Origin of the sequence: Paenibacillus silvestris, from assembly GCF_009882985.1 — a bacterium.
GTDB lineage: Bacteria > Bacillota > Bacilli > Paenibacillales > NBRC-103111 > Paenibacillus_E > Paenibacillus_E silvestris.
This window is the reverse complement of record NZ_WTUZ01000015.1, coordinates 198,929-221,730: the sequence shown is the minus strand read 5'-3', so window position 1 is coordinate 221,730 and position 22,802 is coordinate 198,929. Positions and strand designations below refer to the sequence as shown.

The window sequence follows — 22,802 nt, the reverse complement described above, 5'->3', positions numbered from 1 at the left end:
AACTCCATAGAGCTCAAAAAAGCTACGTAACGCTATATTTGATGCATTTTTACATGATTTAGTCCAAATCGGAGCAGTAAATTAACCTACGCCTCGAGCGGGTTCACTGCCTCATGGAGCAGCTGATCCAACTCGGCGGTGTAAGCTGCCTGCTGCGCTTCGTCCCAGCCGAAGCGCCCCGCCATGAAGGCGATCACAGGCGCCTTCCACTGCCGTGCCCACGCGATATCGAAGAAGAGGGCTCCCGTGCGGCGGATGAAGAAATCCACCGGCTTCACAGCCATCTCGCTCTCAATCGCGTACACGAGCGAAGCGAGCACAGCGGCCGGCATCTTCTGGCACTCGGCCTCATCCTTGTACTGCGCCAGCAGATCAAATACGGCATCCACATTGGAGCCGTATCGCCGCGCCAGCAGCGCAGCCTCAGCTCGAGACAGCCCCAGCCGCTGGCCTTGGCTGACTTTGCTCTGCAAGAACGGCTCCAGCTTCGCAGAGCCGCCGATATTGCCGCCAGATATCGGCAATGTACGCGTACGGCTCGGCGACAGCGCAGTCGCCGAAATCACGCCCTCCGCCACCAGCATGGCGGCGATTTTGTCCACGACCGTCTCCGCCATTTTGCGGTAGCCGGTCAGCTTGCCCCCGGCCATCGAAATCAGGCCGGAGTCCGACACGAAGATTTCATCGCGGCGCGAAATCTCGGAAGGATCTTTGCCCTCCTGATGGATCAGCGGGCGCAGCCCGGTCCAGCTCGACTCCACATCCGTTTCCGTCAAGCCGAGCGTCGGGAACATCTCGTTCGCGGCGCGCAGCACATAGGCGCGGTCCGCCACAGTAATTCGGGGATTCACGATATCCCCTTTATAATTCGTATCCGTCGTCCCGACGTAGGTTTTGCCATCGCGCGGGATAGCAAACACCATGCGCCCATCCGGCGTATCAAAATAAATCGCCTGACGCAGCGGGAATTTGCTCTGATCGAACACCAGATGCACCCCTTTGGTCAGATGGAGCGTTTTGCCCTTCTTGGAGTGGTCCATTTCGCGCAGCGTATCCACCCAAGGTCCTGCTGCATTCACGATCTTGCTCGCGTATAGCGAATAAGACGACCCACCGAGCTGATCCGCCACTCGAACGCCAACTACCTTGCCATTCTTCACAAGCAGCTCTTCCACTTTGGCATAATTGACGGCTTGAGCGCCAAGCTCCACAGCTTTTTTCAATACTTCAATCGTCAGACGCGCATCATCCGTGCGATATTCCACATAATAGCCGCCGCCTCTCAGATCTTCCTTTTTCAAAAGCGGCTCATGCCCCAGCGTTTCTTGTGGACGAAACATTTTGCGGCGCTCCGCCCGTTTAACTCCCGCTAGAAAATCGTAAACCCTTAAACCAAGAGACGTAGACAGCTTACCGAACGTGCCCCCTTTATAGAAAGGCAACAACATCCACTCCGGCGTTGTTACATGCGGACCATTTTCGTACACAATGGCGCGCTCTTTGCCCACTTCAGCTACCACCTTAATCTCCAGCTGCTTCAAGTACCGCAGCCCTCCGTGCACAAGCTTCGTCGATCGGCTCGAAGTACCCGCAGCAAAATCCTGCATATCAATCAACGCCGTGCGCAGCCCCCTACTCTGGGCATCTAGCGCAATACCTGCACCTGTAATGCCTCCGCCGATTACAATTAGATCAAACGGCTTCTCGGACATCGTTTGCAGCATTTCTTTTCTTTTTAACCCGCTAAAGTTATGTGTAATTTCCGTCATCATCGTCATCCTCAAAATCTCCCCTCGCATACGAAAAATAAAAAGCCGCAACAAGCCTAACACGCTATCACGTGCAGGCTGCTGTGGCTTCTCCCTTGTCTCCAACCAATTATTAACTTGTTATAAGTATATCATATCATGGCACAAATTATTTAAAAGCCATCGCGGCTTTCACTGCTTTTTTCCAACCGTTGTACAATTGTTCTTGACGCTCCGTTTCCATCACAGGCCCAAAGGCCTCATCCACCTGCCATTGGGCCGCAATCTCCGCTTGATCCTTCCAGAAGCCCACAGCGAGTCCCGCCAAAAAAGCTGCGCCAAGCGCTGTCGTTTCACTAATGACCGGACGCTCCACCGTAACCCCCAGCATATCGCTCTGGAACTGCATCAGGAAGTTGTTCTTCACCGCGCCGCCATCGACCCGCAGCTTCGTCAACTGAATGCCGGAATCGTCCTCCATCGCCTGCAGCACATCCTTCGTTTGGTAGGCAAGGGATTCGAGTGTAGCCCGGATAAAATGCTCCTTAGACGTCCCTCGCGTCAGTCCGAAAATCGCGCCACGAACGTCACTATCCCAGTAAGGCGTACCCAGTCCAACAAAAGCCGGAACGACATAGACGCCGTCTGTCGACTCTACACGCTGCGCGTACGCCTCGGTGTCCTGAGCCATTTTGATCATCCGCAGTCCGTCACGCAGCCACTGAATGGCCGACCCCGCTACGAAGATACTGCCTTCCAGCGCGTATTCAACTTTCCCGTTCAGCCCCCAAGCGATCGTAGTCAGCAGCCCGCTGCGCGACGGAATCGCATGATTGCCTGTATTCATCAGCATGAAACAGCCGGTGCCGTAGGTATTCTTGGCCATCCCTTTTTCAAAACACGCCTGCCCGAACAAGGCCGCCTGCTGATCACCCGCTGCACCCGCAATTGGGATCGCCGAGCCGAAAAAGAGATTTTCCTGGGTATGCCCATACACTTCCGAAGAAGAACGCACCTCTGGCAGCATGGAAGCCGGGATGTCGAGATAACCTAACAGCTCTTCATCCCACTTCAGTTCATGTATATTATAAAGCAGCGTTCGCGAGGCGTTGGAATAGTCCGTTACGTGCGCTTTGCCGCCGGTCAGTTTCCAAATCAGCCAAGTGTCCATCGTGCCGAATTGTAAATCTCCACGCTCCGCTTTCTCTCTTGCCCCGTCTACGTAATCCAGAATCCACTTGATCTTGGTCCCCGAGAAGTATGCGTCAATTAAAAGCCCTGTGCGTTCCCGAAAAATATCGTTAAGTCCTTGTGCCTTAAGTGCTTCGCATATGTCCGCCGTCTGGCGGGACTGCCATACAATGGCATGATACACGGGCATTCCCGTGTGCCGATCCCACACAACCGCCGTTTCACGTTGGTTCGTGATGCCAATACCAGCAATCTCAGCTGGCTGCACACCGGATTCCGACAAGACTGCCGCGATGACACCTTGAATCGATAGCCATATTTCATTCGCATCGTGCTCTACCCAGCCCGGCTTCGGAAAATGCTGCTTAAACTCCTGCTGAGCCGTGTGTACGATGCTGCCTTTTTGATTAAATAGAATCGCTCTGGAACTTGTCGTCCCCTGATCCAGCGAAAGAATATAGGAAACGGCTTCTGCCATTGTTAGACCTCCAATAGTTAGGATCGTTGATGATACTGCTGCCAGAGCTCTGTGTTCGACGTCGTGACAGCTGTCGCTCCTGCTCCTAATGCCTGCTCCACGTCACCTACAGAACGAATAAGTCCTCCTGCAAAGATCGGAATCCCCGAGCGCTCCTTCACTTCCTTAATAATGTGAGGAATGATGCCAGGCAGGACCTCGATGTAATCTGGCTGTGTGCGTTCCAGAAGTGTGTAGCTTTTTTCAAGTGCGCTGCTGTCTAGGAGAAAAAGCCGCTGAATGGCGATGAGTCCATTCTGTTTCGTCTTCGTAATGACCGTTCCCCGTGTAGAAATGATCCCGGCAGGACGAATGCTTTGACACAGAAACTCAGCCGCATACTCGTCGTTCTTCAGTCCTTCGATCAAATCCGCGTGCAGCAGCAGCTTCTTGCCGTTTGCCCGGCCCAGATCCACGATGCTTTTCAACTGTCCAATATGGCTGTCCAGCAGCACAATATAGGTATAAGAAGTTTTTAGCAGCTTCTCTAAATCCTTCATTTTGCGAATCGCCGGTAAAATCCGTTGCTCCTGCAAAGACAAGCTCATCATCTCCGTTCACTCGTTCCTATGCACGCCCCTTAGGGGGATGACAACAAAAAAACTCGCCAAAAGATGTGCCAATTCATATATAAATGGCAATCCTCTGTGAGTCTCCTGTTCTCCGTCACATGTTATTAACTTACTTCCCATTGTACTGAGAGCCGCTCCACCTGTCAATGCGAACAGCAGCCTCTTCTATGTCACGTAGAGAGCGCTTTGCGTACGGCTAAAATGTATTTCGATTGGTCGAGCGGATTCACGCCTCGCCGCCTCCGCTCCGCATGCACATCCGGCGGACTCGGCTGATAACCCCCGAATGACGAGGTAATGACACCTCTGCCTCCGGACATTGCGCTAAGTTTCACTGGGTAGTCCAGCGAAGTGGCAACAGGCAAGCGGCCCTCTACAACAAAACGGTCACCGCTCAGCTGCGGCGGATCAAAGATTGCCCGCATCTGCACCAAATCGCTCAGCACCTTGCCTCCATAAACCTCTGGAACCGTGATGCGCACTTGCAGCATTGGTTCAAGCAGTGTTGTCCCCGTTTGCGCCAAACCTTGCATAAGTCCCATAGGCGTTGCAACCGCAAAGTCCAGCGGATGGGTATGCCAGACATGATGCTCCCCTTCCACGAGCGTTACCTTGAGATCGGTAACTTCCCAACCGAGGAGCCCCTGCTGCAGCGCTTCCGGTACTCGGCGCTCCACTTCGCTCTGGTACTGCGCCAGCAATTGATCGGCGCGTACCTGCGATGCATACACGAGCCCGCTGCCCGGCGCCCCAGGCTCGATGCGAAAGCGCAGAATGGCCCAGCACGGCTTGGGCATCGTATAAGCAATGAAGCCTTCACCTGGCTGAGAAGGCGTCTCTTTGTAGATCACGGAGGGCTGATCGAACCTTGCGTGCAGCCCAAAGCGCGAAGCCAGCAGACTGGTCAGAATCTCAAGCTGGATGGCGCCCATCACCTTCACGTGCAGCTCGCGCTCCTCTTGAAGCCACTGCAGATCAAGCAGGGGATCTTCGTCGGTTAGCTCCTGCAGCGCGGCGACAAGCGCGGGGTACTGCGCGTCGCTTTCCGCATGCACCTGTACGGTTAGCAGCGGCACTGCGAGCCGTGGAGCCGGCGGTACAGCGTCAGGCCGGCCTAGCACATCGCCGATGCGCACCTGCGTCAAGCCGCAGACCGCCGCGATGTCGCCGGCCGCGACATAACCGATATCTTCGGCGCGGCGGCCGTCGATTTTGCGAATCTGGGTCACCTTCTCCTCCACGCCCCGCGTGGCATTGAGCACGGTGTCCCGGTTGCGGATCGTCCCCTCGTAGAGGCGGACGTACGCCATTCTCCCCATGGTCTTGTCCCGCTCGACCTTGAAGACCACGGCCGAAAGTGGCTGCTCGGCGCTGCCGCTCGGCCCGGGCAAATAATCGAGGATGGCTTCCATCAGCTCCTCGATGCCTAATCCTTTGCTCGATGCGCCGACGAGCAATGGAAAAGCCTGCCCCTGCCGCGTATATCGCTGCAGGGCTGCTTTTACGTCGCGTGCCGGGATGGGCACGCCTTCGATGTAGCTCGTGAGCAGCTGCTCATCGAGCTCGGACAGCTTTTCGACCGCTGCTGCGAGGTCGAAGCTGGGCGCGCCGGACGCGCCCTCGATCAGCACGTTCTCCGCGCCGCGGAACGTGTCTTCAGCGCCGAGCGGTGCATAGATCGGCACCGCCATGCCCGTGAGCTGCTTCTCTATGTCGCGCAGCACTCTTGCCGCGTCCGCACCGATGCGGTCCATTTTATTCACATAGAGCAGCGTTGGAATTCGGAGTGTCTGCAGCGCATGCCAGATCATCTCGGTCTGCGACTGCACGCCTTCAACGGCAGAAACAATCAGAATCGCCCCATCCATCACCCGCAAGGAGCGCTCCACCTCGGATAGGAAATCTACATGCCCAGGCGTGTCCACCAGGTTAATAGACGTTTCTTTCCATGTAAAAGTGGTCGTCGCACTGCGCACCGAAATGCCGCGTTCCCGCTCCACATCCATAGAATCCGTTTGTGCTGTACCGCTATCCACACTGCCTAGGGCGCGGATTCGGCCGCTATGATAAAGCAAATGCTCAGTTGTCGTCGTTTTGCCCGCGTCCACGTGTGCGAAAATCCCCACGTTCCTTCGCGGAATTGTTAGATCCTTGCCTATTTCGTTGGTCATTGAAGTGCTCTGCTCCTTCTATTTACCAGGCTTTGTCTCCCTATTATACTTGAAGAACGGACACCTATGAATTCTTTCTACTAGAAATGCATCTGCGTGTATTTACTCGGGAACTTTTTAATATTTATAAGGAGGTAAGCTGGTATGTTGGATATCCCTCACTCTAATGAACAAGACCCGCCCATTTCAACGCTTACAACTATTCTGTTGCATAAAGAACACCCTGCTATCCTTGCACTTTGTGAAGCGGACGACCGCTTAGCCTGCCTCATTCGGCTGGTTGGCGAGTTGACTTTAACACCCAGTTCCTCCCCCTTTGAGTCCTTGGCTATGTCGATTATTTCCCAACAGCTATCCGCCAAAGCGGCAGGCACCATCAAGGCCAGAGTGAAGCTTATTGTGCCAGCATTCACACCTGAGCTCGTCCTTGCTGCAAATGAAGCTGACATCCGGCAATGCGGTGTCTCCTTTCCCAAGATTCGCTACATTCGCGATCTTAGCACGAAGATCATAGCCGGAGACCTGCGCTTGGATGCCCTGCATGAGCTGGATAACGAGGAGCTTCTAAAGCAGCTAACAAGTGTCAAAGGCATTGGTGTATGGACAGCGGAAATGTTTATGATTTTTGCTTTGGGCCGGCAGGATGTTATGTCCGTCGGTGATGCGGGTCTGCAGCGCGGAGCCCGCTGGCTGCACCAATTGGAGGAGCGCAAGGACGGCAACTACTTGGGGCAGATCGCCCCTGCATGGTCGCCTTACCGGAGCTTCGCGTCGCTCTATTTATGGCGAGCCGTCGATATGGGCTTTGTGGATTCCGGTCTTCCGGTGGAAGCTTGTTTGGAATCGTCGATTGCCGCGGAAGAGGCTTGAGATCTTCGGGGTATCAGCTTAGACGATGCGAGATAGCACGCATGCGAAGCCGCTAGCGGGAACCACAGGGGAATGAGTCGCGCACATGAAGAGATGCTGCGTTATGGCGGTAAAAGCCTGCGCAACCTCGTTGGATGATTTCCAATGAAATCAGTAACGACATGCCTAGATTGCACATTACATTGGACGAAATCCAATGTAACGGCAATATTCGGCGCTGTAGAGGCACGATTACCCACTTTCATTGGATTTCGTCCAATAGAATCGCTAATCGAGCCTTCAAACCAGTGTTTAGATTGGATTTTGTCCAATGTAAACACCTCGCCAACCTGTACCAACCATCAAAACCGCAAGCTTATCCAACCTGAATCGTGCCAAATAAAAGACTCTAGTTCCCTTCAGTAAGGCTTAGCGAAATTCACGCTAGGTTTGATTAATTTGTTATTTGTTGGTGAAGTAGAAGTTTGCTGTATAGTGAAATAGTGTGATGGGTTAGTCGGGATTAGATAAAGTAGCAAACACCAAACAAGCAAAGCCTTAGCGTTGTTTACGCAAAGGCTTTACTTGTTTATTGGCGGGTGTGGCGGAAGGTGTTTGTATAGTAGATAGCATGATAAAACGCTGCAGGATCACCTTCCCATACCAGCTCCCAAGGACTTCTGCCTTCTCTTTGTTGCACTTTGTGCAACATGATGCCCTCAATCCAACCAATGTCGCTTTCTATGTTGTAATTTGTACAACATTTCGGGCAGATCTACGTGATTTTCGCGCCGTTCGGTCTAAATGCTTGCACTTTGTGCAACATGATCGCCTTAGTTCAGCGATTATCACCTTCTATGTTGCACTAAGTGCAACATAGGGTGCGAGATGGTAGTCAGTCCACCGACGCCCGCAGTCCTTTTAAATAAGTCAGCAGCATCCGCCGCAAGCTCTCGTCACGTTCAAGTCCCATGCGGAATCCGTTCCTATGTTCAAGCGACGCGAATCCATGCACCATACTCCGAAAGCCGCGCACCACATGCAGCGCATCTTCCTCGCTGAGTCCATAGGGCGCAAGAATCCGCAGCAAAAAGAGCACAACCTCGTTACCCGCCTCCTTAAGCTCCGGATCCTCATAATCAGGCAAGGTGGAAATAGCCTCATACAGACCCGGATGCTTTCTGGCAAAATTCACGTAAGCAAAACCTACGGCCAATAATGCATCGTCCTTCGCTTTGCCAATCACGGCATCAACCATTGCGGCCTTGATAAGCATCAGTCCACGCCGGGAAAGCTGCATCCTAAGGTCAGGCAACCCTTTAATATGGTTATAAAGTGATGGTGTTTTTACATTCAATTTGGCTGCTATTGCTGCTAATGTTAGGCCTTCAACACCTTGGGTATCTGCCATCTCCACAGCTGCTTGCAGCACATTTTCCGCGTCTAGTCCTTGTCGTTGCACCATGGATTTCCCGTCCCTTTTATCTAAATGTTTGCTGCTGTCATCTGAAATTTATGAGCTGCCTCCGCAATAGCGCGGTCGATCACCGCAAGCGGCTGTTCAATCATGACGCCGTGTCCGACAGCAAGAACACTTGGAGACAGCTCTCTCAACTTGCGTGCGCTCTCCAGTGAGACTTCTTTGTTCCATGTTGCCATAGCCGGGAAGGGGAACCAAAACTTCATCAACCCAGAAACGGCTACTCCGCCGCGAACTTGAAAAGCATCGCCAGCAATCAAGGCACGACTGCGCACATCGAGGAAAGCCATCGATCCCGGCGTGTGCCCAGGGGAGGATATAGCTTGTAGCGAGCCTATGAGATCGCCATCTTGTAACAGCACATCCGGCTTCGTCTGAAGCGCCTTAGGAACGTCGCCTTTAATCGGTGAATTCGGCTCACCCGCCTCCAGCTCCTTGTTGCCCGCCAGTAGTTTGGCGTCTCTTCGCGAAATATAAACCTTCGCCTGCGGGAGTGCTTTTTTCAAACCATCTAACGCCCCGATATGATCGCCATGCGCATGAGTAAGCACGATACGGGTAATTGGTTTGCCGATACTCTCTGCGGCCTGAAGAATCCCTTTGACACTGAATGGCATAGCTGCATCAACTAGCGTCAATTCCTTTTCTTCCTCCACCAAATAACAATTCACTGGAAAAAATCTCGGCATAAAAGACACCTGATACAAAGAACCAATTTTCGTAATTTTCATTTTGAACGCCTCCTGTTTATTATCTATATTAGTATAATAACTAATGTCATTAGTTTTGTAAAGATGTCTTTTGACTACATCTCATTTATTTTTTTGTTATGGTAAAATAAAATTTATCGTAAGACCTAATTATGCAAAAAGTGAGGATTCCCAATGAATACTGAAACGTTAGAGCTTTTCCGAACATTGACTGAACTCCAGGCAGCTCCTGGCTTCGAACGAGACATCCGCAAGTTTGTCCGCGGTGAAATGGAGAAATATACGGACGAGTTCGTCCAAGACGGACTCGGCAGCTTGTTCGGCATCCTGCGTGGCGACGAGGCTGGTCCCAAAATCATGGTCGCCGGCCACTTCGACGAGGTTGGCTTCATGGTTACCGGCATCACTGAGCACGGTACCATCAAATTCCAGCCCCTCGGCGGCTGGTTCAGTCAAGTGCTGCCCGCCCAGCGCGTGCAGATTATGACCGAGCGGGGTCCGATCATCGGCGTGATCGGCTCAGTGCCCGTGCACTTGCTGGACGAAGCTGCGCGCAGCAAGCCCGCAGACATCAAGACGATGTACATTGACATCGGCGCGGAAGACAAAGCCGATGCGCTCGCCATCGGCATCAAGCTCGGGCAGCAGATTGTTCCCATCTGCCCGTTCACACCCCTGGCCAATCCGAAGCGGATTATGGCCAAAGCTTGGGACAATCGCTACGGCGTAGGCCTGGCGATTGAACTGCTGAAGGAGCTTCACGGCGGGCCGAAGCTCCCGAATGTCCTGTACGCGGGTGCTACCGTACAGGAAGAGGTTGGCGTGCGCGGCGGCCGCACGGCAGCGAATCTCATCCAGCCGGACTTATTCTACGCGCTGGATGCCAGTGCCGCCGGGGATATGACCGGCGACCGCAATGCTTTTGGGCAGCTGGGGCGCGGCGCGCTGCTTCGTATCTTTGACCCCACGATGATCACCCATCGCGGGATGGTCGAGTTCATTCTGGATACGGCGGAGACGCATAAGATCCCGTATCAATATTTTGTTTCGGCGGGTGGTACAGACGCCGGACTGGTACACGTGCAAGGTACCGGCATTCCTTCTGCCGTAATTGGCATCTGCGCACGTTATATCCATACTTCCGCGTCGATTCTTCACGTGGACGACTATGCGGCAGCGAAAGAGCTGCTCATCAAGCTCGTGCAAGCGAGCGACCGTACAACATTGAACACAATCCATGCGCAAGCATGATTGCTGATTCGTGACGCTCAACCCGCCCTTCGGCGGGTTTTTTTATGCAAATGTAGAACTCATGTTCCAATATATGGTATAATTAGCAGAATCATAGGATCATAGAAAGAAGGCCCGTAATGACGTATATCATTCGAGAAGCACAACCACAAGATACGAAAGAGATCAGCAATTTTGTTTCCAGGCGGACAGGCAAGACGATTTCCCCGTTGCACATTGAAAATAGGCTCCATTTTATACGCGACAATCCCGATGAATCCCTCTATGTATACGAAGAAGAGAACCAAATTCTTGGCACGCTAGGTTTTCGTATTCGCAAGGCGGACGATGCCGTTGTGAAGTTCAGTGAAATCTCCGTCATTTCCATGGAGGAAACGAACAGCCGCCAAGCTGCGGCCGATAAGTTAAAGAGCTATGCAGAGCAGTTGACCCAAGAGCATTCTTGCTCCGGGATGTGGTGGATTACGGGTTCCGAGATCAATGGGGATAGCCGAAATGCGCAGCAACCGCTTGGTTTTCATGAAACCGGGTATCGATTCGTCAAAAGATTCCTCTAAAAAAGTCCGAGAATTGACTACGAAACTTTGAGGAGTGATTGTTATGCCAGGTTTTAACACCTTTCCAAGTCACAGCGATGGAGACCTTTTTATGATTATTTTTACAATTATAGCGGTGCTTATTGGCGGTTTTATTTTATTTTCCATTATCAAAGGAGTTATGAAATGGTCATCCAATAACGCTTCCCCCATCCACAATCTAACCTGCAAGGTGGTAGCCAAAAGAATGCAGGTTAGCGGCGGTTCCGGGGATTCAAGTGCCAATACGAGCTATTATGCTACATTTGAATTTGAGGATCGACAACGATTAGAATTGCGCGTCGGAAGAGATCAGTTTGGTTATATCGTTGAAGGAGACCAGGGAATTCTGACTTATCAAGGCAGCAGATTCAAAGGTTTCTCCCGCCAGTTATCTTTTCAAGGATAAGGAGTGTTCTATTTATGACACATCATCAATTGGTAACAGCCAAAGGATTAGAAGGGGTTGCCAAAGTAAGAGCTTTCTGCGAACAACTGCCTGAAGTCGTAGAAAAGATCGACGGCTTTGGCCATGTCACCTTTCGTGTGAAGGACAAACCCTTCGTCATGATGGGTGAAACAGATGGACAACCATCCACGGCGATCAAGACCCATATGACAACGCAAGAGTTTCTCCTCCAGCAGGAGAATACACCCTATCATAGAACGGCTTATATCGGACAGCATGGTTGGGTGTCGATTCGCGATATGGATCTAGTTCCCTGGTCCGAAATAGCCGATCTAATCACAGAGGGGTATGCCCGAACTGCTCCCAAAAAGCTGCTTCAACGGATCCAAACGAAATAGAACTACGCATCCTTTACAAAAACTACGCAATTCGGAGAAAATCAGAGAAAACACTAAAATGGTCAGTAATAATCGCTTTTTAGCAAATATTCTGAATATTTACAATATTTTAATAATGGGTTATAGTTGGTTTAGGCCACTTGAAGGACAAGCCTTACAGCTGGTAAGGACCCCAGAGAGTAGCCAGGATATTCTCCACTTAGGAAGGGGATAGTCCAATGGACAAGGTTAGCGAAACATGCCCACTTTTCCTTCTAACGACGGAAGAAAAGGTGCGGGAACGGGTTACGTTCATCGGGCATGTGGGGACTTTAGAGGCGGTAAATGTGAACAGCGTTTATTCGAGGAAAGGATCCGTAACAGCGTTAAGTCGTAATTTCAACGGAAGTTGGTTTGATTGGAGTGTGTGTAGGAACAATTGAATACCATGTATGAAACTTAGAGACCTCCGGTTATCACTGATAAGCGGAGGTCTCTATTTGTGTTTCTTAAGAATCCAGCAACGACAGCCGAACGATAAAAGTCGTCTTCTTCCCCGGTTTACTCTCTACAGATACTGTACCTGCATGCATATCAATGATTTTTTTCACAATCGATAGTCCCAGTCCGTTGCCGCCATAAGCTCGATTTCGCGATTTATCCGCTTTGTAGAAACGTTCAAATATATGCGGCAAATCTTCCTCCGAAATATTAGCGCCATTATTAGATATTCGAATGATCGCTTCTTTTCGAGTACTCTCAACATGGACACCTATTGTGCCGCCAACAGGCGTGAATTTGACAGCATTATGAATTAAATTCGTCCACACCTGGCTCAGCAGATCTTCATCGCCCGATAGCGTAACTGGTTCTAGTTCAATGTCCATTTCGATGTTTTTCTCTATCCATTGCGGTTCACAAGCAAGAATATGATTGCGTATTTGCTTATCTAGCCGGTAACTTTTCGGTTCAAAAGGGTGATGCTGTGACTCTAGTGACGATAATTTGAGCAAGTTGTCACTTAGCTTGGATAGACGCGTGCTTTCAGCCTCGATAATTTCCAAATAATGCTTGCGCTCTTCTAGCGTGATGGTCTCGTTCTGGAGCGCTCGTGAAAATCCGCTGATAGAAGTCAGCGGAGATTGAATTTCATGAGACACGTTCGAAATGAATTCCTGCCTCATTTTCTCCAATTGACCCAGCTCCACCGCCATGTTGTTGATGGAATCAACCAGCTCTACAAAAGGGCCATTGTGCGGATTATTGTCAACGGACACGTTGAAATCCCCTCTGGACATGCTCTGGATGGCTGCGATCATGGTCTTGAAGAATTTCATCTGCTCACTGCGGAAGAACCTGCCCAAGAAAGTCATGGTGACGCCCCAAAGAAACATGCCACTGATACAGTTAATAAGTTGAACGATCACTTCGCTTGGGCGCTTATCGATATAGGTGTAAAGCCACTCTGTCCCATAAAAGGCAGCCAACCAGTACAGAATGATAAGCAGGAAAAAACCTACAGCGAACAAAGTGCCGCGTATACGCTGGCCGCGACTTCTGTGATCCTTCCTACGCGCTTTCCTTTTCATGAAGGCAGGACCTCCATCCGGTAGCCTAACCCCCGAATCGTCGCAATGCGGAAAGCGTGCCGCTCCTCTGGAAACCGTTCGCGGAGCCGATTGATATGAACATCAATGGTTCGCTCGTTGCCTTCATAATCAAAGCCCCAGATCTGCTCAATCAGCTGGTCGCGCGAGAACGTTTTTCCCGGGTAACTCGCCAACTTATACAGCAGCTCAAATTCCTTGAGCGGCAGTGTCAAACTCTCTGAGCCGACAGTTACCTCATAGGTTTTTTTGTTCATGCTAAGGTCGCCAACCTGAACCGTTTGGGACGCAGCAATTTTATAACGCTTCAACAGCGCTTTAACCCGCATCGCAAGCTCCACAGGCTCGAAGGGCTTAACAAGGTAGTCATCTGTCCCCAGCTCAAAGCCTTTGACCTTCTGCGAGGTCTCCCCTTTGGCTGTGAGCATGAGCAGCGGGATATCATAGTGCTCCCGCAGTTCCTTGCAGAGCTCCCATCCATCCATGTTCGGCATCATGATATCCATAATCACCATATCGACTTGGACGGTTTCTAAAAGCTTGAGCGCTTCCTCGCCATCCGAAGCTTCAACTACATCGAAACCTTCGTTCAGCATAAAGACGCGGACCAGCTCACGAATATAAGGATCATCATCTACGATCAGAATTGGAGCCATTGTATAACCAGCCTCGCTTCATGTTGGTCTAATTTTGTTCTCCTTTTAGCATATGGCACTTTTATAAACTGAATTTAAACCAATGAAGGCTTATTCCACTGTAAGGGCTTTTTTTGGCAAAAAATTTGTGATACATTTTGGAGAAAGTAACTGTCTAGGGGGATCTCACCGTATGATAACAAACACGTATACCGAGTTTTCCATGCTAAGAAGTGCCGAAGCTGAAACAGCTTATCAGCAAGAGGTAATCTCTGAGGGGTATGCTGGCTTTCGCCGCCTGCTGGACGGCTTAACGGAGGCAATCAAAGCAGCCGCAGATGCGGACATCCCTAGCCTAGAGGAGGCCTTAGCAAAAGCTGGCCGCCTATTTCCTGAGCCGGTTCAATTCAGCCCGTCTTGGGAACGCATTTGGGCCGAGCTTGAAGCTACCTTAGCCACGAAGAAACATGTCCTAACGGCCATCTCACCCGAGGAGCGAACAGGAGAATGGCAGGTCATCATGGATAACCCACAGGTTGTTCAGGAGGTTGTATGCTACCCCGGCCTGGACTTCCATGACGCGGCTTACTTGTATGCCTATTTCCGTCCCCAGCTGGAGAAATCGGAGTATATTCGCCTTCAGAAGATTCAAACTGTTATTCAAGAGCTTGGCTGCTGAATGTCAGGCCATGAATCGACCTATTTCAGCTTCGATTTCATCCACTCGCACCAGAGCAGGTCTGCATCTACTTTGAGCACAGCTTTCCTAACAAGGACATAGTTGCCGAACATGGGGTCATGGATCTCCAATTCCTCGAGCGGTTTCTCACTTTGTCCTTTGACCCTCTCATAACTCTCCATATATCGTTCTTTCTTTCCTATATAGTAACTCTCGCGCTCAAGCAGCATTCTCATTGCCTCAGCTTTGTTTACGAGGCCAATGCAGTATACTTTTAGCGCAAACTCATCACGAGTTACCGGCGGGTCTGTAGGCAGCCCAATCCACTCCTGAAGCGCTTTTAATCCAATTTCTGTTAACGAATATACCTTTTTGTCCGGTTTATCCGATTGTAATACATGCACAAATTCAACGTACCCCTTCTGCTCTAACAGAGCTAGGAGTGGGTATATTTGACTGTGCTTTGCTGGCCAAAAAGGCTGAATGTGCTGCATAAGCTCATAGCCCGTTCGGGAATCTTTAGATAGTAGGCTGAGCAAGCCATAAGAAAGGGTATTCATTAGAAACTCCTCGTTATGTCACAATTGACATATATGTACTTTGGTAGTATGATGATTTTCATTCAAATTATAGAGAATCCGGCGAGTAAGATCAATGGAGAGTGGAGGTATCAAGTGAGTAAGGATGATTTACAGCAAGTCCGTTTCTGGCCGATTATGATTGCAATCTTCTTTGGATCTTTCGTTTCGATCTTGAGTATGAGTACAATTAATATTGCAATACCCATTTTAAGTGATCATTTTCACGCTGATTTGAGCAAAATCCAATGGACGATCACAGGATTTATGCTCGCAAGCGGTACGATTGCCCCTATTACTGGTTACTTAGGTGAGCGATTCAGCTATAAGCGTCTATACGCTTTGTCTCTAGTAGGCTTTACAGTCTTTTCATTATTATGTGCAATTGCATGGGATGCTTCTTCCCTTATTGCTTTCCGTATTATCCAAGGGGCATTCAGCGGGCTCATTATGCCAGCTACGATGACTATCGTATATCAGGTTATTCCTCGTGACAAACAGCCTATTGCGATTTCCCTATGGTCCCTATCTGCTATGATGGCTCCTGCGATCGGGCCGACTTTGAGCGGCTGGCTTCTGCAGAACTGGAGCTGGCACTGGTTATTCCTGCTTAATGTTCCCGTTGGACTTATTGCTATTTTTCTCGTTCTCAAGCTAATTCCATTCTACCGTCTTTCTGTACCAAAAAGGTTCGATGCGATCGGTTTAATTACGGTCGTCCTTGGAAGTCTCTCTTTGCTCGTTGCCTTCTCTCAAGGTCATGCTTGGGGTTGGGGATCGGGCCGTGTCATCGGTTTGTTCGCAGGAGGTATCCTTATGCTTGGTCTCTTCATTTGGAGGGAGCTGAGAGCAGATTCTCCTTTGCTGAATGTTCGGATTTTGGCTAATGCGCGTTACTCTTTGACGCTTATTATTGCTAGTATTGTTACCATCAGCTTATACTCGGGCACTTTCCTGACACCTATTTTTCTTCAAAATATTCAGCATGTAACGCCACTTGATACTGGCTTAATCTTGCTGCCAGCCTCCCTAGCTATGGCGCTCTGTATGCCACTTGTAGGTAAACTATACAGCATTCTGGGTCCGCGCATTCTGCTGTTTGCCGGAATTTCCTTGATTGCCATAGGCACATTAACACTTAGCTGGTTGAGTGTCGACGTTTCCCGCGGCTACATCGTATTCTGGATGATCGTCCGTAACGTCGGGATCGCTTTTGCGACAATGCCTGCAAGCAACGCCGGTATGGAGCAAATTCCACGTACGCTGTCCGGTCATGCAACATCCATGAGCAACTGGGTGCGTAACGTTTTTGGTTCTTTCGCTATCGCCCTTTTCACATCCGTTCTTGCCTCCCAAACGGCGACCCATTCCCAGGACCTCGCTGCTAGCGGAATTACGGATAAGGCCGTTATCGGCATGCAGTCCTTTACCATGAGCGTGAACGATGTTTATCTACTCGCTACGTTCATCGTGCTAGTTGCATTGCCGCTCAGCTTGTTCGTCGGCAAACGCCCGATCGAGAAAGAATCTCCGGCTGCAATTGCTGCGGTAATCAAGCCTGAAGCAGCTAAATGATTAAAAAAATCCTTACCCTCTTACTGTGTATTTAACAGTGGGGTAGGGATTTTTCTTTTTATCTGCATCTGGCTCGCTTCCGGCGCTGAGACGGCTTTTTAGGCTTACTCGGCTCTCGAGTGCGGGTTGAAGCGTCCGATTTCGTTGCGAGACAGCCTTTTCGGACTTCTCAGCTACCATCTGACTCGCTCCCGACGCTGAGACGGCTTTTTAGGCTTGCTCGGCTCTCGGAGGCGGGTTAAGTCAGGCTACGTTGTACTTTATACAACGATTGGATGACTTTTATGAGCTGGAGCCAGCCTTCATTGTACAAAGTACAACAATTTAACCAAAATGGACCGTATAGGCTTTTTTAAGAAGCCAATGGTTGTATTAAATGCAACATAGCTTGTTGCCACAGCATTATTAGGCGTATTTGATTGTACAAAGTGCAATCAAGGAATGGAAAGCGCTCTTGCTAGATCATTTTCACTTGGAGTAGCTAATCTACATCGGTGCAACTGCACCGATTCACTCTAACTTGTTTAACTTCCTCTTCTCCCACCATTCTCCCCAATTAGCACTCTTACCACATCGGTGCAACTGCACCGATTCACTCTAACTTGTTTAACTTCCTCTTCTCCCACCATTCTCCCCAATTAGCACTCTTACCACATCGGTAAAACAGCACTCAGCCGCTCTACCCCCATATAAAAAAAACCTTCCGTCAAGGAATAACTCCTTGCACGGAAGGCTGTTTATTAACCCAGTACCACGCGGTCATCCGACAGCTTGCTGCCACTGATGTTCTCGAACTCACCAAGCAGCTGCTCCACGGTGAGGTCCTTCTTCCGCTCCTCGCTTACATCGAGGATGATGCGGCCCTTATCCATCATGATCAGGCGGTTGCCTAGACGAATCGCCTGTTCCATGTTATGCGTGACCATGAGTGTGGTCAGCTTCATTTCGCGCACGATTTCCTCGGTCAATCGTGTGATCAGCTCCGCCCGCGCGGGATCGAGCGCGGCGGTATGCTCATCCAGCAGCAGAATCTGCGGCTGGGTGAAGGTCGCCATCAGCAAGCTGAGGGCTTGGCGCTCTCCTCCGGAGAGCAGGCCCACCTTCGCGCGCAGACGGTCCTCCAGGCCGATGCCCAGGCGCTGCAGCTGTTCCAGGAACAGCGCGCGTCTACGCGCGTTGGTGCCGAAGCTTAGCCCGCGCTTCTTGCCGCGGGTGTACGCCATGGCGAGATTCTCCTCGATCGTCATTCGAGGAGCCGTCCCCGCCATGGGATCTTGAAAGACGCGGCCGATCCAGCGGCTGCGATCGTATTCAGGCAGGTGGTGGATCGTCTCACCACTGATAGCTACTTCGCCGGCATCTGGCGTCATGACGCCGGAGATGATGTTCATCAGCGTCGATTTGCCGGCGCCGTTACTGCCGATGACCGTGACGAAGTCGCCGGGCTTCAGCGTTAAGTTAATGCCGATCAGCGCAATTTTCTCATCGGCTGAACCCGGGTTAAATAGCTTGGAAACATTCGAGAGCTGAAGCATCAGCGGCCACCCCCCTTATTCATTTGCACGGCGCGGGCGATAAGCTCAGCAGAGCGGCGTTTGGCCGTTGCCTTTTGCCGGATAGACCGCTGCACAGATGGCAGCACAAGCGCGATGATAACGATAATTGCTGTGATCAATTTCAAGTCAGAAGCATTGAGCCACTCAACACGCAGCGCCAAAGCGACAACAATCCGGTACACAATGGAGCCAAGAACAGCCGCAAGTGTCGCCCGGAATACGCTCTGGGAGCCGAAGATCGCTTCTCCGATAATAACGGAAGCTAAACCAATAACGATCATCCCGATTCCCATAGAAATATCGGCGAACCCGGATTGCTGAGCAATCATCGCACCGGAAAGTGCTACTAATCCATTTGATAAACTGACACCTAGAATAGTCGTATTGTCTGTATTGGATCCAAAGCTGCGAATCATGCGGGCATTATCGCCCGTTGCACGCAGCGACAGCCCCAGATCCGTATGCAGAAACCCGTCCAGCAGCAGTTTAAACAAGATCACAACAATAAATCCTACCGCAATCGGAGATATAGACGTGAACATGGTATCCGCACCAAGCAGCGAAATGTTCGGCCTTCCCATAATGCGCATATTAATCGAATACAAGGCAATCATCATCAAGATCCCCGACAAAAGCCCGTTAATTTTCCCCTTCGTATGGAGCAATCCCGTACAAGCCCCAGCAGCTAGTCCTCCTGCAAAAGCAGCCAAACAAGCGAGCACTGGGGAGTACCCATGCGAAATCATAATAGCCGCAATTGCACCGCCAGTCGTAAAACTCCCGTCCACCGTCAAGTCAGGGAAATCGAGTATCCGAAAAGTGATATAGACACCAAGTGCCATCAGGGCATAGAGAAGCCCTAGCTCGACAGCACCGTTCATGGAATCCATCATGTTGTAACAACCTCCTAGTTTAAAAATAAACAATCCCCATCCCTCAGGTCAGACGGGAGAAAAAAAGAGGTGAACGAAAGTGACGTCCACCCCTTTTGTATCCCCAAACCTTACTGAATGATGTTTTTCTCTTTGTCTTTCACAGCATTTTTCATCGCATCCGTCACTTCAACGCCTTGCGCCTTAGCTGCTTTCAGGTTCAAGATCAGATCCAGCTTATCAGGAACGGTTACTTTCATGTCTGCTGGTTTCTTCCCGTTTTTCAAAATATCAACAGCCATTTGACCAACCTGATAGCCATGATCGTAGTATTTGAAGCCAACTGTTGCAAAAGCTCCTTTTTCCACGGTGTCGCGGTCACTGGAGAAGAATGGAATGTGCTTTTCATTAGCAATTTGAATGATGCCGTCAACACCACTAACAACCGTGTTGTCGAGTGTAATCAAGAAAGCGTCTGCGCGTCCAACAAGGGATTGTGCAGCTTGTTTCACTTCAGATGTATTCGTTACTGGCGCCTTAACAAGTTTGATGTTATTTTTCGCCAATGCTTGCTCTGCATTTTTCGCCATAATAACCGCGTTTGGCTCACCTTCGTTGATAACAAGGCCGACCGTTTTCACTTTAGGCATGTTAGCCGCAACGAAATCCATTAACTGAGCGACCGCCATTGGGTTTGTATCTGATGCTCCGGAAACTGTACCACCCGGTTTATCTACATTCGTTACGATTTTAGCTGCAAGCGGGTCCGTTACTGCTGCGAACAATACAGGTGCTTTTTTCACTTGCTGTACGACGGCTTGAGCGGATGGTGTTGCAATACCTAGTACTAGGTCACTGTCGGAGGAAGCAATTTTTTGCGCGATGGATAAATTGTTCGTTTGATCCCCTTGCGCATTGTTGTAGTCAACCTTCAGGTTCGTGCCTTCTACGATTCCAGCGTCTTTAAGCGCTGCCAAAAAGCCCTGACGAGTTGCATCCAAAGAAGGATGTTCCACGATTTGCGAAATCGCGATTTTGTACGTTTTTGCCGCAGCTGCCGTTGCTGCTGGAGCAGTTGATGCGCCGCCTGCCGCAGGCGTTGTTTCTGCCTTTTGACCACAACCGGCTACGACCATAAGAGCTGCTGATAATACGAGTGATGCAAGTGCTTTCTTTTTCAATCTAATTACCCCTCTCTTTATTCCCTTTTTGGTTGACTTGAATCCATTGCCCACTCATCACTTTAACGCTTTTGCTCGGCAAAGTGTGGAGGCGTTGTTTGGTATCCAAGCTGTGATTCTAATTTACCATAGTTTAATTGGCTCGCGTGTTTCCGTCAATCGTTTTATCCATTCTGTTAATATATGGAGGCGATCTCTTCTCTTTCTACTGGTAAAAGCCGCGAAGCATCTCATCCATGACCCGATTTGTCCGCGCAGCCGTCAGTCCTGTACTAGGACTTTTGCCCACACCTCTAAGCTCATCCACAACCATCCCGATCAGTGGCTGTTGAACATGCGCCGGATTCGGAATCATAAACTCCTGCACCTGACCATCCGCCGTCTCCAAGAGAAGATCCCCGCCAAATGTTGAAAACGTAACTTTGCCAAGACTTCCGACAATTTCGTTCACATCACTGCGCTTAAAGCTGTTAAAGCTCCAAATTCCCGTCCCCATCACGCCTGACTCAAATGCATAGGCCGTTGTTACAATATCCTCGACTTGAAGCTGTTTACTCTGATTCCGAGCGAAGCCTTTGACCTCACCGATTGGCCCTAGCAAATAGTCTAGAATGTCCAGTGTATGGCTAGCCAAATCTACGAAAAGCCCGCCTCCCGAAAGTTCTGGCTGCAAGCGCCACGGAAGCTCTTGGCTCTGTTCCTCTCTGAGCGTTTGCAGAAAAGTCGTATGTACAAACCGGATTTCCCCCAGAGCTCCGCTGTCCAGCAGTTCTTTAATCTGAACAAACTTCGGCAAGCCCCGGCGGTAATAAGCAACGAATAGCGGCACCCCAGCTTCTTCGCATGCAGCGATCATTTCCAGACACTCCCCGTGATTCCTGGCCATAGGCTTCTCCACATAAACGGGCTTACCTGCCTTAGCAGCCATCAGCGTGTATTCATGATGATAACCAGGGGGCGTCGCTACATAAATGGCATTGACGTCCGGATCCTGAATAAGTGCATTCGCATCATCGTACCATTTGGCCACACCGTGTCTTCTCGCGTAATCTTCTGCAAGCGAGCCATTGCGCCGCATCACAGCAACCAGTTCAGAGCCTGCCACCTTTTGAAGGGCTGGTCCGCTTTTAACCTCAGTTACATCCCCACAACCAATAATTCCCCACCGCACTTTATCCATAAAAACACCCCTCCAGATTATCGTTTGCATGCTACTTTACTTATTCGACAACCGTGCTTTTCCTCCTTTGAACGAAAAAAGCTTAAGGGAACTATGTTCCGCTATTCTCCCTCCAAACAGGATTCTCGCAGATCTCTGGGAACTATGATCCTTTATTTCATCGCTTTAGGATGGAATACCGCTTGTTGAAAGCGAATAAGATCCTACAGTTCCCCTTGTGGCCAGATATTGCTGATTTAGCTCAAATAACGCCCTGTAGTTCGGTTGATTGAAACAGAGACAGAGTGAAGCCGCGTCCGCGTAGTAGCCTAGTGGCACACCATTTCCCACCAAAATTGGCACTGTGTATAGACCATATCCATTGTTATAATGTCGTTAAAACCTAAAAAGCAGGTGAGGAGCAACTATGTACATCCCTTCCTATTTTAAAATAAAAGATGACGACCTCATGTTCACGATTATCGAACAAAATGGCTTTGCGACCCTGATTTCTCAGCATGACAACCGACCTATCGCTACCCACTTGCCGCTTACACTCGATCGCAACAATAAATGCTTGTATGGACATGTCGCACGTCCGAACCCGCAATGGAGGGATCTTGAGCAGCAGGAGGTTATGGTTATTTTTCAGGGACCACACAGCTATATCTCCCCTTCCTGGTACGAAACTAGCGATTCCGTTCCCACGTGGAATTACGTGGCTGTTCATGTCTACGGGCAGGCCGAGCTCATCGACGATGAGCATGAAGTAATGTCCTCCATGCAGAGTTTGATTGCCAAATATGAGGAACCGGGTAGCCCCTATGATTTGGGATCTGTAGATTCCGCCTACTTGGCCGGATTAAGTAAAGGCATTCAAGGCTTCAAAATCCACATAACGGACATGGAAGGCAAGGCTAAATTAAGCCAAAATCATCCCGTTCAGCGTCAAGAGCTCGTCATCCAGAAGTTGGAGGCTCTAAATAGGGAGAATGAGCGGCATATCGCCGCCTTAATGAAAGAAAACCTTGAACTTCGCCACCACGAATAGGAAAAGAGGCTGTCTCAGAAGGTCTAAATGACCCGAGAGACAGCCTCTTTGATATCTAC

23 protein-coding genes are annotated in these 22,802 nt (G+C 50.2%); 9 read left to right on the top strand and 14 right to left on the bottom strand.

Annotated features, from left to right (window positions below; translation table 11 throughout):
• Positions 1 to 86: 86 nt before the first annotated feature.
• From GQF01_RS12240 to GQF01_RS12225, 4 genes are all read right to left on the bottom strand, one after another.
• Positions 87 to 1,769: a glycerol-3-phosphate dehydrogenase/oxidase gene (locus GQF01_RS12240; protein WP_161407165.1), complete on the bottom strand. Its 1,683-nt coding sequence runs from the start codon at positions 1,767 to 1,769 to the stop codon at positions 87 to 89.
• A 148-nt stretch (positions 1,770 to 1,917) separates the two neighbouring features.
• Positions 1,918 to 3,417 (bottom strand): glycerol kinase GlpK, encoded by a 1,500-nt coding sequence (gene glpK / locus GQF01_RS12235; RefSeq protein ID WP_161407026.1) that lies wholly within the window; start codon positions 3,415 to 3,417, stop codon positions 1,918 to 1,920.
• A gap of 17 nt (positions 3,418 to 3,434) precedes the next feature.
• Positions 3,435 to 3,998, bottom strand: a complete 564-nt coding sequence (locus GQF01_RS12230) for a glycerol-3-phosphate responsive antiterminator (RefSeq protein ID WP_161407164.1) — start codon at positions 3,996 to 3,998, stop codon at positions 3,435 to 3,437.
• A 200-nt stretch (positions 3,999 to 4,198) separates the two neighbouring features.
• On the bottom strand, positions 4,199 to 6,199 hold the full coding sequence (locus GQF01_RS12225) for a GTP-binding protein (RefSeq protein WP_161407025.1): 2,001 nt from the start codon (positions 6,197 to 6,199) through the stop codon (positions 4,199 to 4,201).
• A 144-nt stretch (positions 6,200 to 6,343) separates the two neighbouring features.
• Here GQF01_RS12225 and GQF01_RS12220 point away from each other — a divergent pair, with 144 nt between their 5' ends.
• Positions 6,344 to 7,069, top strand: coding sequence for a DNA-3-methyladenine glycosylase family protein (locus tag GQF01_RS12220; protein WP_161407024.1), 726 nt, complete (start codon positions 6,344 to 6,346; stop codon positions 7,067 to 7,069).
• Between the two features lie 101 nt (positions 7,070 to 7,170).
• Here the strand turns inward: GQF01_RS12220 and GQF01_RS12215 are convergent, their stop codons facing one another.
• From GQF01_RS12215 to GQF01_RS12205, 3 genes are all read right to left on the bottom strand, one after another.
• Positions 7,171 to 7,380 (bottom strand): hypothetical protein, encoded by a 210-nt coding sequence (locus GQF01_RS12215; RefSeq protein WP_161407023.1) that lies wholly within the window; start codon positions 7,378 to 7,380, stop codon positions 7,171 to 7,173.
• Positions 7,381 to 7,943: 563 nt separating this feature from the next.
• Positions 7,944 to 8,513: a TetR/AcrR family transcriptional regulator gene (locus GQF01_RS12210; protein WP_202556280.1), complete on the bottom strand. Its 570-nt coding sequence runs from the start codon at positions 8,511 to 8,513 to the stop codon at positions 7,944 to 7,946.
• Between the two features lie 20 nt (positions 8,514 to 8,533).
• Positions 8,534 to 9,259: an MBL fold metallo-hydrolase gene (locus tag GQF01_RS12205; protein ID WP_161407022.1), complete on the bottom strand. Its 726-nt coding sequence runs from the start codon at positions 9,257 to 9,259 to the stop codon at positions 8,534 to 8,536.
• 153 nt (positions 9,260 to 9,412) lie between these two features.
• On the opposite strand from GQF01_RS12205, the gene GQF01_RS12200 reads away from it, so the two are divergent.
• The 5 genes from GQF01_RS12200 to GQF01_RS12180 all read left to right on the top strand — a co-directional run bounded on the left by GQF01_RS12200 (position 9,413) and on the right by GQF01_RS12180 (position 12,293).
• Positions 9,413 to 10,489 (top strand): M42 family metallopeptidase, encoded by a 1,077-nt coding sequence (locus GQF01_RS12200; RefSeq protein WP_161407021.1) that lies wholly within the window; start codon positions 9,413 to 9,415, stop codon positions 10,487 to 10,489.
• A gap of 119 nt (positions 10,490 to 10,608) precedes the next feature.
• Entirely contained in the window at positions 10,609 to 11,046 is a 438-nt protein-coding gene (locus tag GQF01_RS12195; RefSeq protein ID WP_161407020.1) for a GNAT family N-acetyltransferase, read from the top strand.
• A gap of 91 nt (positions 11,047 to 11,137) precedes the next feature.
• Entirely contained in the window at positions 11,138 to 11,473 is a 336-nt protein-coding gene (locus GQF01_RS12190) for a DUF2500 domain-containing protein (protein WP_235959460.1), read from the top strand.
• A 14-nt stretch (positions 11,474 to 11,487) separates the two neighbouring features.
• Positions 11,488 to 11,871: an MmcQ/YjbR family DNA-binding protein gene (locus GQF01_RS12185; protein ID WP_161407018.1), complete on the top strand. Its 384-nt coding sequence runs from the start codon at positions 11,488 to 11,490 to the stop codon at positions 11,869 to 11,871.
• A gap of 218 nt (positions 11,872 to 12,089) precedes the next feature.
• The gene (locus GQF01_RS12180) at positions 12,090 to 12,293 is read left to right on the top strand and encodes a hypothetical protein (RefSeq protein ID WP_161407017.1); all 204 of its coding nucleotides are present in this window, start codon (positions 12,090 to 12,092) and stop codon (positions 12,291 to 12,293) included.
• 66 nt (positions 12,294 to 12,359) lie between these two features.
• Here GQF01_RS12180 and GQF01_RS12175 read toward each other — a convergent pair whose 3' ends face one another.
• Positions 12,360 to 13,439, bottom strand: coding sequence for a sensor histidine kinase (locus tag GQF01_RS12175; protein ID WP_161407016.1), 1,080 nt, complete (start codon positions 13,437 to 13,439; stop codon positions 12,360 to 12,362).
• Positions 13,436 to 14,113, bottom strand: a complete 678-nt coding sequence (locus GQF01_RS12170) for a response regulator transcription factor (RefSeq protein ID WP_161407015.1) — start codon at positions 14,111 to 14,113, stop codon at positions 13,436 to 13,438. Before GQF01_RS12170 ends, GQF01_RS12175 begins: the two co-directional genes overlap by 4 nt.
• A gap of 172 nt (positions 14,114 to 14,285) precedes the next feature.
• On the opposite strand from GQF01_RS12170, the gene GQF01_RS12165 reads away from it, so the two are divergent.
• On the top strand, positions 14,286 to 14,771 hold the full coding sequence (locus tag GQF01_RS12165) for a hypothetical protein (RefSeq protein ID WP_161407014.1): 486 nt from the start codon (positions 14,286 to 14,288) through the stop codon (positions 14,769 to 14,771).
• 20 nt (positions 14,772 to 14,791) lie between these two features.
• Here the strand turns inward: GQF01_RS12165 and GQF01_RS12160 are convergent, their stop codons facing one another.
• A complete protein-coding gene (locus GQF01_RS12160) occupies positions 14,792 to 15,331 on the bottom strand; it encodes a PadR family transcriptional regulator (RefSeq protein ID WP_161407013.1) in 540 nt (179 codons plus the stop codon).
• Between the two features lie 156 nt (positions 15,332 to 15,487).
• On the opposite strand from GQF01_RS12160, the gene GQF01_RS12155 reads away from it, so the two are divergent.
• On the top strand, positions 15,488 to 16,924 hold the full coding sequence (locus tag GQF01_RS12155; protein WP_202556305.1) for a DHA2 family efflux MFS transporter permease subunit: 1,437 nt from the start codon (positions 15,488 to 15,490) through the stop codon (positions 16,922 to 16,924).
• 740 nt (positions 16,925 to 17,664) lie between these two features.
• Here the strand turns inward: GQF01_RS12155 and GQF01_RS12150 are convergent.
• The 4 genes from GQF01_RS12150 to GQF01_RS12135 all read right to left on the bottom strand — a co-directional run bounded on the left by GQF01_RS12150 (position 17,665) and on the right by GQF01_RS12135 (position 21,713).
• A complete protein-coding gene (locus tag GQF01_RS12150) occupies positions 17,665 to 18,459 on the bottom strand; it encodes an ABC transporter ATP-binding protein (protein WP_161407012.1) in 795 nt (264 codons plus the stop codon).
• Complete coding sequence (locus GQF01_RS12145; protein ID WP_161407011.1) at positions 18,459 to 19,373, bottom strand: ABC transporter permease; 915 nt, start codon at positions 19,371 to 19,373, stop codon at positions 18,459 to 18,461. The genes GQF01_RS12150 and GQF01_RS12145 overlap by 1 nt, the downstream gene beginning before the upstream one ends.
• A 110-nt stretch (positions 19,374 to 19,483) precedes the next feature.
• Positions 19,484 to 20,533, bottom strand: coding sequence for an ABC transporter substrate-binding protein (locus tag GQF01_RS12140; RefSeq protein ID WP_161407010.1), 1,050 nt, complete (start codon positions 20,531 to 20,533; stop codon positions 19,484 to 19,486).
• Between the two features lie 205 nt (positions 20,534 to 20,738).
• Positions 20,739 to 21,713, bottom strand: coding sequence for a Gfo/Idh/MocA family protein (locus tag GQF01_RS12135; protein ID WP_161407009.1), 975 nt, complete (start codon positions 21,711 to 21,713; stop codon positions 20,739 to 20,741).
• Between the two features lie 406 nt (positions 21,714 to 22,119).
• Here GQF01_RS12135 and GQF01_RS12130 point away from each other — a divergent pair, with 406 nt between their 5' ends.
• Positions 22,120 to 22,743: an FMN-binding negative transcriptional regulator gene (locus GQF01_RS12130; RefSeq protein WP_161407008.1), complete on the top strand. Its 624-nt coding sequence runs from the start codon at positions 22,120 to 22,122 to the stop codon at positions 22,741 to 22,743.
• Positions 22,744 to 22,802: the final 59 nt, after the last annotated feature.

What these genes read in the sequence shown, in the direction of transcription:
- GQF01_RS12165 (WP_161407014.1), top strand. Translation starts at nt 14,286, where the DNA reads ATGATAACAAACACGTATACCGAGTTTTCCATGCTAAGAAGTGCCGAA.
- GQF01_RS12210 (WP_202556280.1), bottom strand. Translation starts at nt 8,513, where the DNA reads ATGGTGCAACGACAAGGACTAGACGCGGAAAATGTGCTGCAAGCAGCT.
- GQF01_RS12240 (WP_161407165.1), bottom strand. Translation starts at nt 1,769, where the DNA reads ATGACGGAAATTACACATAACTTTAGCGGGTTAAAAAGAAAAGAAATG.
- GQF01_RS12195 (WP_161407020.1), top strand. Translation starts at nt 10,609, where the DNA reads ATGACGTATATCATTCGAGAAGCACAACCACAAGATACGAAAGAGATC.
- GQF01_RS12220 (WP_161407024.1), top strand. Translation starts at nt 6,344, where the DNA reads ATGTTGGATATCCCTCACTCTAATGAACAAGACCCGCCCATTTCAACG.
- GQF01_RS12225 (WP_161407025.1), bottom strand. Translation starts at nt 6,199, where the DNA reads ATGACCAACGAAATAGGCAAGGATCTAACAATTCCGCGAAGGAACGTG.
- GQF01_RS12185 (WP_161407018.1), top strand. Translation starts at nt 11,488, where the DNA reads ATGACACATCATCAATTGGTAACAGCCAAAGGATTAGAAGGGGTTGCC.
- GQF01_RS12150 (WP_161407012.1), bottom strand. Translation starts at nt 18,459, where the DNA reads ATGCTTCAGCTCTCGAATGTTTCCAAGCTATTTAACCCGGGTTCAGCC.
- GQF01_RS12160 (WP_161407013.1), bottom strand. Translation starts at nt 15,331, where the DNA reads ATGAATACCCTTTCTTATGGCTTGCTCAGCCTACTATCTAAAGATTCC.
- GQF01_RS12190 (WP_235959460.1), top strand. Translation starts at nt 11,138, where the DNA reads ATGATTATTTTTACAATTATAGCGGTGCTTATTGGCGGTTTTATTTTA.
- GQF01_RS12135 (WP_161407009.1), bottom strand. Translation starts at nt 21,713, where the DNA reads ATGGATAAAGTGCGGTGGGGAATTATTGGTTGTGGGGATGTAACTGAG.
- GQF01_RS12145 (WP_161407011.1), bottom strand. Translation starts at nt 19,373, where the DNA reads ATGATGGATTCCATGAACGGTGCTGTCGAGCTAGGGCTTCTCTATGCC.
- GQF01_RS12130 (WP_161407008.1), top strand. Translation starts at nt 22,120, where the DNA reads ATGTACATCCCTTCCTATTTTAAAATAAAAGATGACGACCTCATGTTC.
- GQF01_RS12205 (WP_161407022.1), bottom strand. Translation starts at nt 9,259, where the DNA reads ATGAAAATTACGAAAATTGGTTCTTTGTATCAGGTGTCTTTTATGCCG.
- GQF01_RS12170 (WP_161407015.1), bottom strand. Translation starts at nt 14,113, where the DNA reads ATGGCTCCAATTCTGATCGTAGATGATGATCCTTATATTCGTGAGCTG.
- GQF01_RS12155 (WP_202556305.1), top strand. Translation starts at nt 15,488, where the DNA reads ATGATTGCAATCTTCTTTGGATCTTTCGTTTCGATCTTGAGTATGAGT.
- GQF01_RS12200 (WP_161407021.1), top strand. Translation starts at nt 9,413, where the DNA reads ATGAATACTGAAACGTTAGAGCTTTTCCGAACATTGACTGAACTCCAG.
- glpK (WP_161407026.1), bottom strand. Translation starts at nt 3,417, where the DNA reads ATGGCAGAAGCCGTTTCCTATATTCTTTCGCTGGATCAGGGGACGACA.
- GQF01_RS12180 (WP_161407017.1), top strand. Translation starts at nt 12,090, where the DNA reads ATGGACAAGGTTAGCGAAACATGCCCACTTTTCCTTCTAACGACGGAA.
- GQF01_RS12175 (WP_161407016.1), bottom strand. Translation starts at nt 13,439, where the DNA reads ATGAAAAGGAAAGCGCGTAGGAAGGATCACAGAAGTCGCGGCCAGCGT.